The 13,691-nt window shown below is 41.0% G+C and carries 10 protein-coding genes and 5 tRNA genes; all 15 read right to left on the bottom strand.

Translation table 11 applies throughout. The features are described 5' to 3' along the window. Positions 1-171: 171 nt before the first annotated feature. A complete protein-coding gene (locus IL355_RS17530) occupies positions 172-483 on the bottom strand; it encodes a DUF3467 domain-containing protein (protein WP_192463388.1) in 312 nt (103 codons plus the stop codon). A gap of 51 nt (positions 484-534) precedes the next feature. Continuing rightward, on the bottom strand, positions 535-4,833 hold the full coding sequence (rpoC, locus tag IL355_RS17525) for a DNA-directed RNA polymerase subunit beta' (RefSeq protein ID WP_192463387.1): 4,299 nt from the start codon (positions 4,831-4,833) through the stop codon (positions 535-537). Between the two features lie 37 nt (positions 4,834-4,870). Then, positions 4,871-8,680, bottom strand: coding sequence for a DNA-directed RNA polymerase subunit beta (gene rpoB, locus IL355_RS17520; RefSeq protein ID WP_192463386.1), 3,810 nt, complete (start codon positions 8,678-8,680; stop codon positions 4,871-4,873). A gap of 157 nt (positions 8,681-8,837) precedes the next feature. Further along, positions 8,838-9,218 (bottom strand): 50S ribosomal protein L7/L12, encoded by a 381-nt coding sequence (rplL, locus tag IL355_RS17515; protein WP_192463385.1) that lies wholly within the window; start codon positions 9,216-9,218, stop codon positions 8,838-8,840. A gap of 51 nt (positions 9,219-9,269) precedes the next feature. Then, positions 9,270-9,785 (bottom strand): 50S ribosomal protein L10, encoded by a 516-nt coding sequence (gene rplJ, locus IL355_RS17510; RefSeq protein ID WP_192463384.1) that lies wholly within the window; start codon positions 9,783-9,785, stop codon positions 9,270-9,272. A 28-nt stretch (positions 9,786-9,813) separates the two neighbouring features. Next, on the bottom strand, positions 9,814-10,503 hold the full coding sequence (rplA, locus tag IL355_RS17505; protein ID WP_187458498.1) for a 50S ribosomal protein L1: 690 nt from the start codon (positions 10,501-10,503) through the stop codon (positions 9,814-9,816). A 20-nt stretch (positions 10,504-10,523) separates the two neighbouring features. Continuing rightward, positions 10,524-10,961 carry a 50S ribosomal protein L11 gene (gene rplK, locus IL355_RS17500; protein WP_072994518.1) on the bottom strand — a complete coding sequence of 146 codons (438 nt, stop codon included), beginning with the start codon at positions 10,959-10,961 and terminating at the stop codon, positions 10,524-10,526. Between the two features lie 65 nt (positions 10,962-11,026). Beyond that, the gene (gene nusG, locus IL355_RS17495) at positions 11,027-11,578 is read right to left on the bottom strand and encodes a transcription termination/antitermination protein NusG (protein WP_187458497.1); all 552 of its coding nucleotides are present in this window, start codon (positions 11,576-11,578) and stop codon (positions 11,027-11,029) included. A 9-nt stretch (positions 11,579-11,587) separates the two neighbouring features. Further along, positions 11,588-11,776 (bottom strand): preprotein translocase subunit SecE, encoded by a 189-nt coding sequence (gene secE, locus IL355_RS17490; RefSeq protein WP_187458496.1) that lies wholly within the window; start codon positions 11,774-11,776, stop codon positions 11,588-11,590. 11 nt (positions 11,777-11,787) lie between these two features. Further along, a tRNA-Trp gene (locus IL355_RS17485) sits at positions 11,788-11,863 on the bottom strand. A gap of 76 nt (positions 11,864-11,939) precedes the next feature. Next, a complete protein-coding gene (gene tuf, locus IL355_RS17480; protein WP_187458495.1) occupies positions 11,940-13,127 on the bottom strand; it encodes an elongation factor Tu in 1,188 nt (395 codons plus the stop codon). 56 nt (positions 13,128-13,183) lie between these two features. After that, a tRNA-Thr gene (locus IL355_RS17475) sits at positions 13,184-13,255 on the bottom strand. An 81-nt stretch (positions 13,256-13,336) separates the two neighbouring features. Beyond that, positions 13,337-13,409 (bottom strand) — tRNA-Gly (locus IL355_RS17470). 87 nt (positions 13,410-13,496) lie between these two features. Beyond that, positions 13,497-13,578: transfer RNA gene (locus IL355_RS17465), tRNA-Tyr, on the bottom strand. Positions 13,579-13,602: 24 nt separating this feature from the next. Continuing rightward, positions 13,603-13,676, bottom strand: a tRNA-Thr gene (locus IL355_RS17460). Between the last annotated feature and the right edge of the window lie 15 nt (positions 13,677-13,691).

Here is a 13,691-nt window from a genome sequence, read left to right as displayed (position 1 = left end):
TCGACCTGCTGGACAACACTGAGTTTAAAGCCCAGATTGTAATCGCGTTGGCTGCGCTTCTTCCTTGATTTCTCTGAATCCTTCATAAATAAGTCGAATTTGTGTCAACTTATTTCAGGACGGGACATACAAAACAAAAAAGCCGCAATACAGATATTGCGGCTTTTTGGTTTATGCCTCTCCCGTTGGCCCAAAATTGATTGGGATGGGAGGTTGCTCATAATCCTTAATGGTACCGTGTGCCTTCTCAAAACGAGCCACATTATCATTTAAGGCCTTTAAAAATTTCTTTGCATGTTGGGGCGTTAAAACGATTCTACTTTTAACTTTAGCCTTTGGAGCCCCTGGCATAACGCTAATAAAATCTACCACAAATTCAGATACTGAATGGTTGATGATAGCCAAATTGGAATAGGTTCCCTCCGCTATTTTTTCATCTAATTCAATATTGAGTTGCTTTTGTTTCTGCTCTTTATCGCTCATATCTAAAAAAGAAACCCCCAATAAAATTATTGAGGGCTTATCTATTTATTATTAGAATTTCAGGGCTTCCTTACGGGCCATGATTTCATCGTACTCCTCTTTGGAACCTACAATGATATTATCGTAATCACGCATACCGGTACCGGCAGGAATCTTATGACCTACAATAACATTCTCCTTAAGACCTTCTAAGGTATCAATCTTACCGCTTACCGCAGCCTCGTTCAATACTTTAGTCGTTTCTTGGAAGGATGCCGCAGAGATAAACGATTTGGTTTGAAGCGAAGCTCTTGTAATACCTTGAAGTATTGGAGTAGCCGTAGCCGCAACCGCATCATTTGCCTGAACCAAGTTTTTATCCGATCTTCTCAAGACGGAATTCTCATCACGTAGCTCACGCGCCGTAATAATCTGACCTTCTTTTAGATTATCGGAATCACCTTTATCTACAACAACTTTCTTGCCGTAAATCTCATCGTTCTCTCGGATGAAATCATCCTTATGAACCAACTGGTTTTCAAGGAAGATAGTATCTCCTGGGTCTTGAATCCTAACTTTACGCATCATCTGTCTTACAACAACTTCAAAATGCTTATCGTTAATTTTCACTCCCTGTAAACGGTAAACTTCCTGTACTTCATTTACCAAGTATTGCTGTACTGCTGATGGGCCTTTAATTGCCAAGATATCCTCTGGCGTAATGGAACCATCGGACAATGGCATACCTGCACGAACGTAATCATTTTCCTGAACTAGAATCTGATTAGATAGCTTTACCAAGTACTTCTTGATTTCCCCAAGTTTGGACTCAATGATAATTTCACGGTTACCTCTTTTGATTTTTCCAAAAGAAACTACCCCATCAATGGCTGAAACTACAGCAGGGTTAGAAGGGTTACGTGCTTCAAAAAGCTCGGTTACCCTTGGAAGACCACCGGTAATATCACCCGCCTTGGCAGATTTACGAGGTATCTTCACTAAGATTTTACCCTCTTTGATATCCTCACCGTTGTCTACCATAAGGTGGGAACCAACAGGAAGGTTATAAGAACGTAGCGTTTCTCCTTTGTCATTCTGAATCAATAAAGTTGGAATCAACTTTTTGTTCCTAGATTCAGAAATAACTTTTTCCTGGAAACCTGTTTGCTCATCTATTTCAACTTGGTATGTAACCCCTTGCTCAATATTCTCATAAGCAATCTTACCTGGAAACTCAGAAACAATTACACCGTTGTATGGATCCCACGTACAGATTACATCTCCTTTTTTGACTTCAGCACCATCCTTTACCATCAGCTGTGAACCATAAGGAATATTGTTGGTACTCAAGTTAATTCCTGTCTTACCATCAACTATTTTGATTTCTGTAGTACGGGAAATAACAATTTCACTTGGGTTACCCTCTGCGTCTGTTCCGGTTACTGTACGCAAATCTTCAATTTCTGCCTTACCGTTAAATTTGGCAACCAACTTATTATCCTCAGAAATGTTACCGGCAATACCACCCACGTGGAAGGTACGTAACGTAAGCTGTGTACCAGGCTCACCAATGGATTGGGCCGCAACAACTCCTACAGCTTCACCTCTCTGTACCATTTTGTTGGTAGAAAGGTTTCTTCCATAACATTTGCTACAAATACCTTTTGGCGCTTCACAAGTAAGTGCAGAACGCACTTCAACTTTCTCGATTGGCGAATTATTGATTTTCTTTATGTCTGACTCCATAATTTCCTGGCCAGCACTTAAAAGAAGTTCTTCCGTAAGTGGGTCAAAAACATCATGAAGCGAAACCCTACCAAGAATGCGTTCCCCGAGGGATTCTACTACCTCTTCATTTTTCTTCAAGGCCTCTACCTCAATTCCACGAAGGGTACCACAATCTTCAATATTGATGATAACATCTTGGGAAACGTCCACCAAACGACGGGTTAGATAACCAGCATCCGCCGTTTTCAATGCGGTATCCGCAAGACCTTTACGTGCACCGTGGGTAGAGATAAAGTATTCAAGAATTGATAAACCTTCCTTAAAGTTAGAAAGAATCGGGTTTTCAATAATTTCACCTCCACCTGCGGTAGATTTCTTAGGCTTGGCCATCAAACCACGCATACCGGTCAACTGTCGAATCTGCTCTTTAGAACCCCTTGCACCGGAATCCAACATCATGTATACAGAGTTGAATCCTTGCTGATCCTCTCTAATTCGCTTCATTGCCAGTTCCGTTAACATGGCATTGGTAGAAGTCCAAACATCAATTACCTGGTTGTAACGCTCATTGTTGGTGATAAGACCCATGTTATAGTTGGCCATAATACCATCAACTTGATCATTGGCACCAGCAATCATATCCAATTTTTCAGCAGGAATAATAATATCACCCAAACTGAAGGACAATCCACCTTTAAAGGCGAACTCATACCCCATTGTTTTGATTTTATCCAAGAACTCCGCGGTAGCTGGAACGCTAGTAACCGCCAAGATATCTCCAATGATATTTCTTAGCGCCTTTTTGTTCAAAACTTGGTTGATGTAACCTGCTTGTTCCGGTACGTTTTTGTTGAACAATACACGACCTACCGTTGTTGGGATAATTTGATATACCAACTCGCCCTCTTCATTGAAGTCTTTTGCTCGAACTTTGATACCGGCATTCAAATCAACTTTACCCTCGTTGAAGGCAATCTCTACCTCTTCCGAAGAATAGAAAGTTAAACCTTCCCCTTTTACCGGAACCTCTGGAGTGGACTTGCGCTCTTTGGTCATATAGTAAAGACCTAGCACCATATCCTGAGAAGGTACTGTAATTGGTGAACCATTTGCCGGGTTCAATATATTTTGTGAAGCCAACATTAACAATTGAGCCTCCAAAATAGCCTCTGGGCCTAATGGAAGGTGAACCGCCATCTGGTCACCATCAAAATCCGCGTTAAATGCGGTACAAGCCAACGGGTGAAGACGAATAGCCTTACCTTCAATAAGTTTAGGTTGGAATGCTTGAATACCCAAACGGTGCAATGTAGGAGCACGGTTCAAAAGAACAGGGTGCCCTTTCAATACGTTTTCCAAAATATCCCAAACTACAGGCTCTTTTTTATCTATTATTTTCTTGGCAGACTTAACGGTCTTAACAATACCCCTTTCAATCAATTTTCTAATAACGAAAGGCTTGTACAGCTCTGCGGCCATGTCTTTTGGAAGACCACATTCATACAGGTTCATTTCTGGACCAACGACGATTACCGAACGTGCCGAATAATCCACACGTTTACCTAGAAGGTTTTGACGGAAACGTCCTTGCTTACCTTTTAATGAATCTGAAAGTGATTTTAAAGGTCTGTTAGATTCGGTTTTAACGGCCGAAGCTTTTCTTGTGTTATCGAAAAGAGAATCTACCGCTTCTTGAAGCATACGTTTCTCATTCCTCAAGATAACCTCAGGAGCCTTTATTTCCACCAATCTCTTTAAACGGTTGTTACGGATAATAACCCTTCTATAAAGATCATTTAAATCCGATGTTGCAAAACGACCGCCATCCAGTGGTACCAAAGGACGCAATTCTGGTGGAATTACCGGAATTACCTTCATGATCATCCATTCCGGATTGTTCTCACGATTGTCCTGAGATTCACGCAAGGCCTCAACAACCTGAAGTCTTTTTAAGGCTTCTGTTTTTCTCTGCTTGGAAGTTTCAGTATTGGCCTTGTGACGCAACTCATAAGAAAGTTCTTTTAAGTCAATTCTTGCCAAAAGGTCGATAAGACATTCCGCACCCATTTTAGCGATAAACTTATTTGGGTCGGACTCTTCCAAATATTGATTCTCTACCGGAATAGACTCCATAATGGTCAAATACTCTTCCTCGGTCAAGAAATCCATTTTCTTGATTTCTTCACCTTCGGGACCTTTGGCAATACCTGGTTGAATAACCACATAACGCTCATAGTAGATGATCATATCCAATTTCTTGGATGGAAGACCTAACAAATAACCAATTTTGTTAGGCAAGGAACGGAAGTACCAAATGTGAGCTACAGGAACTACCAAGTTAATGTGCCCTACTCTATCTCTACGTACTTTCTTTTCCGTAACCTCTACACCACAACGGTCACATACGATACCGCGGTAGCGAATTCTCTTGTATTTACCACAAGCACACTCATAATCCTTAACAGGTCCAAAGATACGCTCACAAAAAAGCCCGTCACGTTCCGGTTTATGGGTACGGTAGTTAATAGTTTCAGGTTTAAGGACCTCCCCGCGAGACTCGGCCAGGATAGCTTCTGGAGAAGCTAATCCAATGGAAATCTTATCAAACCTTTTTACTGGATTATTATCTTTAATTCTAGCCATAATGTACTATGCTACTGTATTATAATGTATGTTAAATCTATTCTTCCAAACGTATATCCAAGCCCAAACCTTTAAGTTCGTGCATTAATACATTGAAAGATTCCGGTAAACCGGGTTCTGGCATGGTTTCACCCTTAACAATGGATTCATAGGTCTTGGCCCTACCGATAACGTCATCTGACTTAACCGTCAAAATTTCACGTAACGTGGCCGAAGCACCATACGCTTCCAAGGCCCAAACTTCCATCTCACCAAATCTTTGACCACCAAATTGTGCTTTACCACCAAGAGGTTGCTGCGTAATAAGTGAGTATGGTCCAATGGAACGGGCGTGCATTTTATCATCTACCATGTGACCTAATTTCAACATGTAGATTACACCAACCGTTGCTGCTTGGTCAAAACGCTGTCCAGTACCTCCATCAAATAAGTAGGTATGCCCAAATCTTGGAATACCTGCCTCATCCGTATACTTATTGATTTCATCCAATGAAGCCCCGTCAAAAATTGGAGTAGCGAACTTTTTGCCCAATTTTAAACCTGCCCAACCTAGAACGGTCTCGTAAATCTGACCAATGTTCATACGGGAAGGTACACCCAATGGATTCAATACGATGTCTACAGGAGTACCATCCTCTAGGAAAGGCATATCCTCTTGACGTACAATACGGGAAACAATACCCTTGTTACCATGACGACCGGCCATTTTATCACCAACTTTTAACTTACGTTTTTTAGCGATATAGACTTTAGCCAATTTCATAATTCCAGCAGGAAGCTCATCACCAACGGAGATAGTAAACTTGTCCCTTCTTAGGTTACCTTGAAGGTCGTTCAACTTGATCTTATAATTGTGTAGCAAATCTGCAACAGAAGTATTGGTATCCTTATCCGTTGTCCAGCTTCCGCCTACCAAGTGGGCAAAATCATCAACAGCATTCAACATCTTCAAAGTATACTTCTTCCCTTTTGGCAGAACTTCCTCTCCCAAATCGTTCAATACACCTTGAGAAGTTTTACCATTCACCAAAGTGAACAATTTCTCGATCAAAATATCCTTAAGCTCCTGGAATTTTACTTCATATTCAAGCTCAAGCTTGTTCAGCTCTTCTTTATCCTCAGAACGTTTACGCTTGTCCTTAACGGAACGAGAGAACAGTTTTTTATCGATAACCACACCTCGTAATGAAGGAGAAGCCTTTAAAGAAGCATCTTTAACATCACCTGCCTTATCACCAAAAATGGCTCTAAGTAATTTTTCTTCAGGGGTTGGATCAGATTCACCCTTCGGTGTAATCTTACCAATTAAGATGTCCCCAGGCTTAACTTCGGCACCAATTCTAATCATACCGTTTTCATCCAAGTCCTTAGTGGCCTCTTCTGAAACGTTAGGAATATCATGGGTAAGCTCTTCTGCTCCCAGTTTGGTATCCCTTACCTCTAAAGAATACTCATCTACGTGAATAGAGGTAAAGATATCCTCTCTTACTACTTTCTCAGAGATTACGATGGCATCCTCAAAGTTGTATCCTTTCCATGGCATGAACGCTACGGTAAGGTTACGACCAAGGGCCAATTCTCCTTTTTCAGTTGCATAACCTTCACAAAGAACTTGACCTTTTTTAACCCTATCACCTCTTCTTACAATCGGTTTTAGGTTAATGCTCGTACCTTGGTTGGTCTTTCTAAATTTAACCAACTCGTAGGTCTTTGAGTCTTCATCAAAACTAATGAGACGCTCATCATCCGTTCTATCATATTTTACGGTAATCTTCTTTGCATCAACGTACTCTACAGTACCATCTCCCTCAGCATTTACCAATACTCTAGAATCTGAAGCCACCTGACGTTCCAGACCCGTACCCACAATTGGTGAATCTGGTCTTAACAACGGTACAGCCTGGCGCATCATGTTCGATCCCATCAATGCACGGTTTGCATCATCATGTTCCAAGAAAGGAATTAAGGATGCAGATATAGATGCAATTTGGTTAGGGGCAACATCCGTATAATTAACTTCTATTGGATCCACTACCGGGAAATCTCCCTCTTCCCTTGCAATTACTTTTTCCGTATCAATAGTGCCATCTTCTTTTAATGGAATGTTTGCCTGGGCAATCTTCATTCCTTCCTCTTCTTCAGCACTTAAATAGGTATATTCCGCAACATCAACTTTTCCATTCTCCACCTTGCGGTAAGGAGTCTCCAAAAAGCCCATAGGGTTAACTTTAGAGAATACAGAAAGGGAAGATATCAAACCAATGTTTGGACCTTCAGGAGTTTCGATTGGACAAAGTCTACCGTAATGTGTATAGTGAACGTCGCGTACCTCAAATCCAGCTCTTTCCCTTGAAAGTCCACCAGGACCCAATGCAGATAATCTACGCTTGTGCGTAATCTCCGCCAAGGGATTCGTTTGGTCCATGAACTGAGACAACTGGTTGGTACCAAAGAATGAGTTGATAACAGAAGACAAGGTCTTTGCGTTGATCAAATCAATTGGAGTAAACACCTCGTTATCCCGAACGTTCATACGCTCACGAATGGTACGTGCCATACGAGCCAAACCAACACCAAATTGAGATGACAATTGTTCACCTACCGTTCTAACACGACGGTTAGACAAGTGATCGATATCATCAATCTCCGCTTTTGAGTTAATAAGCTCGATCAAATATTTAATAATGGTAATGATATCCTCTTTGGTCAAGACTTGCTTGTCCATTCCTATATCAAGACCTAATTTTTTGTTCATTCTATAACGACCAACCTCACCTAAGTTGTAGCGTTGATCGGAAAAGAACAATTTATCAATAATACCCCTAGCCGTTTCCTCATCTGGCGGTTCAGCATTTCTCAATTGACGATAGATATGCTCAACAGCTTCTTTTTCAGAATTGGTTGGATCCTTCTGAAGGGTGTTGTGAATAATGGCATAATCAGATTGGCTATTGTTCTCTTTATGTAAAAGAATAGTTTTTACATCGGCATCAATAATCTCATCAATATGGTCTTTTTCAAGTACCGTATCACGATCCAAAATGATTTCATTTCGTTCGATGGAAACCACCTCACCGGTATCCTCATCAACGAAATCCTCATGCCAAGTATTCAAAACCCTAGCCGCCAATTTACGACCCAATACTTTTTTAAGTCCGGCTTTAGACACCTTAACCTCTTCTGAAAGGTCAAAAATCTCCAAAATATCCTTATCCCTCTCAAAACCAATAGCCCTGAACAAGGTTGTTACCGGTAATTTTTTCTTTCTATCAATATAAGCGTACATAACGCTATTGATATCTGTTGCAAACTCTATCCAAGAACCTTTAAAAGGAATGACTCTGGCAGAATATAACTTGGTTCCGTTTGCGTGAAAAGATTGCCCAAAGAAAACACCTGGAGAACGGTGTAACTGCGAAACAACAACTCTTTCCGCCCCATTGATTACGAAAGTTCCACTGGGGGTCATGTAGGGTATGGTACCTAAATACACATCTTGTACTATTGTCTCAAAATCCTCATGCTCAGGATCGGTACAATACAATTTAAGACGGGCCTTTAATGGTACACTGTAAGTTAACCCACGCTCTATACATTCTTGAATGGAATATCTAGGCGGGTCAATAAAATAATCTAAAAATTCTAGTACGAACTGATTTCTGGTGTCCGTAATTGGGAAATTTTCTTGGAAGGTGTTGTACAAACCTTCATCACCCCTTTCGTCAGATTTGGTCTCAAGTTGAAAGAAATCTTGAAAAGACTTAATCTGAATATCCAAGAAATCCGGATAATCCGGTGTATTCTTAGAGGATGCAAAGTTAATTCTCTCAGTCTGTTGTGTAAACATCTATGGACAGTGTTTTGAACGTGAATACTCTAAAATGCGTAAGCTGTACATGGGGTCGTATGTGGCTTCACATACGTATTGAATATAAAAACAAGTTTAGGTCCAGTTCCGTCCGGAGACGAAAAAAGACCTAAACAAGGTGCTATAGTTGCCGCTATTATTTAAGCTCAACTTCTGCTCCTGCTTCTTCCAAAGATTTTTTGATACCTTCAGCCTCGTCTTTAGCAACACCTTCTTTTACAGCTTTAGGTGCACTATCAACAATGTCTTTTGCGTCTTTCAATCCAAGACCGGTCAATTCTTTAACCAACTTAACAACAGCTAGTTTAGAACCACCTGGAGCTTTAAGGATTACATCAAACTCAGACTTTTCTTCAGCAGCCTCACCAGCGTCTCCACCAGCAGCAGCACCAGCCACAGCTACTGCAGCAGCAGCAGGCTCGATACCATACTCTTCTTTTAATATATCAGCCAACTCGTTTACCTCTTTTACGGTCAAGTTAACCAACTGTTCTGCGAAATCTTTTAAATCTGCCATTTTTCTATCGTTTAATAAAAATTTTTAAAATATACTTAGTTTAGTGCGTACTTATTTTTCTGATAATGTTTTAAGGATACCGGCCAATTTGCCACCACCGGACTTAAGACCGGAAATAACATTTTTAGCAGGCGATTGCAATAGTGCGATAACTTCTGCAACCATTTCTTCCTTAGACTTGATGCTAACAAGAGCATCAAGGTTATTATCACCTATATAAATTGCTTCTTCAACGAAAGCACCCTTCAACAAAGGCTTATCAGACTTTTTTCTGAAGTTTTTGATAAGTTTTGCAGGTGCGTTCCCTACTTCGGAAAACATCAACGAAGTGTTACCTTTCAACACTTCAGGAAGTTCTCCAAACTCCTTATCGGAAGCTTCCATTGCTTTTGCAAGCAAAGTATTCTTAACTACCGCAAGCTTAATGTTCGCTTTAAAAGCAGCTCTTCTTAAATCAGAAGTCTGTGTAGCGTTCAATCCCGAAATATCGGCCAAGTAAATACTTGGGCTTTCGGCCAACTGCGAAGTCAAATCCTGTATTACGATTGCTTTTTCTTCTCTTGTCATACTGTAAATTTTGAACTACCCAGTTCTGTTAAACTGTCTTTGGATCTAATTGAACACTAGGGCTCATAGTGCTGGACATAAAAATAGATTTCATGTAAACACCTTTTGCCGCAGCTGGCTTCATTTTTACCAAAGTTTCAATAAGTTCCTTGGCATTCTCTGCAATTTTATCAGCGGAAAAAGACACCTTACCAATTGCTGCATGAACAATACCTGTCTTATCCACTTTAAAATCGATTTTACCAGCCTTCACATCTGATACTGCCTTGGCAACATCCATAGTTACCGTACCGGTCTTTGGATTTGGCATTAACCCCCTAGGACCTAAAATCCTACCTAAGGGACCTAATTTACCCATAACGCTTGGCATGGTGATGATAACATCAACATCTGTCCAACCGCCTTTAATTTTATCCAAATATTCGTCCAAACCAACAAAATCAGCACCGGCCTCTTTAGCCTCTGCCTCTTTATCTGGAGTAACCAATGCAAGAACCTTCACATCTTTACCAGTACCATGAGGAAGTGTCACAACACCACGAACCATTTGATTGGCTTTTCTAGGGTCCACGCCTAAACGAACCGCTAAATCAACAGATGCATCAAACTTAACATTGGTAATTTCTTTTACCAAAGCGGCCCCATCGTTGATAGAGTATAATTTATCACTATCAATTTTAGCTCTGGCCTCTTTTTGTTTTTTTGTCAACTTTGCCATTTAAATTGCTTTATAAGATTTTAAAAAGGTCTTTTACCAGCTACTTTAAGACCCATAGACCTTGCGGTACCGGCCACCATACTCATGGCAGACTCTATGGTAAAGGCATTTAAATCCGCCATTTTGTCTTCAGCGATAGCCTTTACTTGATCCCAAGTAACATTACCTGATTTTACTCTGTTAGGTTCGCCAGATCCTTTTTTAATCTTAGCTGCTTCCATCAATTGAACGGCCGCCGGAGGTGTCTTTACAACAAAGTCGAACGACTTGTCTTTATACACGGTGATAACAACAGGCAATACCTTACCTTGTTTGTCCTGAGTTCTAGCATTAAACTGCTTACAGAACTCCATGATGTTAACACCGGCAGCACCTAAGGCGGGTCCAACCGGTGGCGATGGATTCGCAGCACCTCCCCTAACTTGTAGCTTAACTACTTTACCTACTTCTTTTGCCATTGTATTAAATTAAATTGAAGTTGTATTATTTTGGAAGCAACACAACTTAAATATGTAACACTTACTTATATTTTCTCTACTTGCATATAGCTGAGCTCCAACGGTGTCTTTCTACCGAAAATTTTAACCATTACCTCCAGCTTGCGTTTTTCCTCATTGATTTTCTCAACCGTTCCATTGAAACCGTTAAAAGGACCATCGATCACCTTTACCGTTTCACCATGAACGAAAGGAATAGCTACTGTATCCGTATTTACCGCAAGCTCATCCGCCTTGCCTAACATACGATTAACTTCTGCTTTCCTTAAAGGAACAGGGTCTCCACCTTTTGTTTCCCCCAAAAAGCCAATAACGTTGGTAATGGAACGAATGATGTGAATCATTTCTCCACCCAAATTGGCCTTTATCATTATATAACCCGGAAAATAAACTCTTTCTTTGTTTATTTTCTTACCATTTCGAATCTGTACTACCTTTTCGGTAGGCACCAAAACGTCCTCCAAATAATCAGAAAAGCCATGACGCTCTACCTCGGACTCAATATAACCTTTGATTTTATTCTCTTGGCCACTGACCGCGCGCACCACATACCATTTCTTTTCCAATACTTCTGACATTGCCCTTGACTAGTTTAAGACGTTGTTGAAATACAATTGCACCAATTTACTGAAGACCGTATCGACACCCCAAGTTGCCAAAGCAAATAAAACAGAAAAAACAGCTACCACAACCATAAGATTGGAAGCCTCTGCTCTTGTAGGCCACGTAACATTATTACGCAACTCTTCTATCGATTCCTTAATATATGTCAACATGCTATTATATTTGGCACGGGAGGAGAGACTCGAACTCCCGACACCTGGTTTTGGAGACCAGTGCTCTACCAACTGAGCTACACCCGTATATAATTGCACTTAAAGGTGCCCAACAAAAGAAGGACACCCTTAAGAACAATTTTATGACTTTATCTATAAGATATTAATCTAGAATTTTGGTAACCTGTCCAGCACCTACAGTTCTACCACCCTCACGGATAGCGAAACGTAGACCTACGCTCAATGCGATTGGCTGAATCAAATCTACAGTAATTGTCAAGTTATCACCTGGCATTACCATTTCAACACCATCAGGAAGACTAATGTTACCAGTAACATCCGTAGTTCTTACATAAAACTGAGGACGATAGTTATTATGGAATGGAGTGTGACGACCACCTTCTTCTTTCTTCAAGATATAAACCTCTGCCTCAAATTTAGCGTGTGGCTTAACAGAACCTGGCTTACAGATAACCATACCTCTTTTGATATCGGACTTTTCAATACCTCTCAAAAGGATACCAACGTTATCACCCGCTTCACCTCTATCCAAAATCTTACGGAACATCTCAACACCAGTGATAGTAGAAGCTAATTTCTCAGCACCCATACCAATAATATCAACCGCATCACCAGTATTTGCAACACCTGTTTCAATACGACCGGTAGCAACAGTACCACGACCAGTAATAGTGAATACATCTTCAACAGGCATCAAGAAATCCTTATCAACATCTCTCTGTGGCAACTCGATCCACTCATCAACAGCCTCCATAAGGCTCATTACCGTATCAACCCATTTTTGTTCACCATTAAGTGCGCCCAAAGCTGAACCAGAGATTACAGGACCATTGTCACCATCGTACTCATAGAAAGAAAGCAATTCTCTCACTTCCATTTCCACCAATTCCAAAAGCTCCTCATCGTCAACCATATCAACCTTGTTCAAGAAAACAACGATTCTAGGAATACCTACCTGACGACCTAAAAGGATGTGCTCACGAGTCTGTGGCATTGGACCATCTGTAGCAGCAACAACCAAGATAGCTCCATCCATCTGAGCGGCACCAGTAACCATGTTCTTTACGTAATCCGCGTGACCAGGACAGTCAACGTGAGCGTAGTGACGATTGGCAGTTTGGTACTCAACGTGTGAAGTATTGATAGTAATACCCCTTTCCTTCTCTTCAGGAGCGTTATCAATAGAATCAAAGCTTCTTAGCTCAGAAAGACCGGCATTTGCCAATACAGTAGTAATAGCAGCGGTCAAAGTTGTTTTACCGTGGTCAACGTGTCCAATAGTACCTATATTTAAGTGCGGTTTGGAACGATCAAAAGTTTCCTTTGCCATTTTAAATGAATTTTAATCTTAGTTTATATATTAGTGTACAAATAATGCCTTAATTGAGCCAACGACGGGAATTGAACCCGTGACCTCTTCCTTACCAAGGAAACGCTCTACCCCTGAGCTACGTCGGCGTAAAGTGTTTAGTATCTTCATCCCTAAATAAAAAGGAAGAGATGCCTGCCTTCGCAGAATTGGCACGACTGCCAATTTAGAGCGGGAGACCGGGTTCGAACCGGCGACATTCAGCTTGGAAGGCTGACGCTCTACCAACTGAGCTACTCCCGCGTTACTTACTTTTCAATATTTCAAAAAAATTGACCGCAAAAGTAACGATTTTCAGTCAATCTACGGAATTTAATTTCCGATTTTTAGTGGGGAGAGCAGGATTCGAACCTGCGAAGACATAGTCAGCAGATTTACAGTCTGCCCTCGTTGGCCGCTTGAGTATCTCCCCGCCTTATTTTTTCCAGTATTTCAGAGCCGATGGAGGGACTCGAACCCACGACCTGCTGATTACAAATCAGCTGCTCTAGCCAGCTGAGCTACATCGGCTTTTTGCCCATTTCC

The organism is Euzebyella saccharophila, from assembly GCF_014855495.1.
GTDB lineage: Bacteria > Bacteroidota > Bacteroidia > Flavobacteriales > Flavobacteriaceae > Euzebyella > Euzebyella saccharophila.
This window is presented reverse-complemented; position numbering and strand designations above follow the sequence as displayed.

What these genes read in the sequence shown, in the direction of transcription:
- IL355_RS17530 (WP_192463388.1), bottom strand. Translation starts at nt 483, where the DNA reads ATGAGCGATAAAGAGCAGAAACAAAAGCAACTCAATATTGAATTAGAT.
- rpoC (WP_192463387.1), bottom strand. Translation starts at nt 4,833, where the DNA reads ATGGCTAGAATTAAAGATAATAATCCAGTAAAAAGGTTTGATAAGATT.
- rpoB (WP_192463386.1), bottom strand. Translation starts at nt 8,680, where the DNA reads ATGTTTACACAACAGACTGAGAGAATTAACTTTGCATCCTCTAAGAAT.
- rplL (WP_192463385.1), bottom strand. Translation starts at nt 9,218, where the DNA reads ATGGCAGATTTAAAAGATTTCGCAGAACAGTTGGTTAACTTGACCGTA.
- rplJ (WP_192463384.1), bottom strand. Translation starts at nt 9,785, where the DNA reads ATGACAAGAGAAGAAAAAGCAATCGTAATACAGGATTTGACTTCGCAG.
- rplA (WP_187458498.1), bottom strand. Translation starts at nt 10,503, where the DNA reads ATGGCAAAGTTGACAAAAAAACAAAAAGAGGCCAGAGCTAAAATTGAT.
- rplK (WP_072994518.1), bottom strand. Translation starts at nt 10,961, where the DNA reads ATGGCAAAAGAAGTAGGTAAAGTAGTTAAGCTACAAGTTAGGGGAGGT.
- nusG (WP_187458497.1), bottom strand. Translation starts at nt 11,578, where the DNA reads ATGTCAGAAGTATTGGAAAAGAAATGGTATGTGGTGCGCGCGGTCAGT.
- secE (WP_187458496.1), bottom strand. Translation starts at nt 11,776, where the DNA reads ATGTTGACATATATTAAGGAATCGATAGAAGAGTTGCGTAATAATGTT.
- tuf (WP_187458495.1), bottom strand. Translation starts at nt 13,127, where the DNA reads ATGGCAAAGGAAACTTTTGATCGTTCCAAACCGCACTTAAATATAGGT.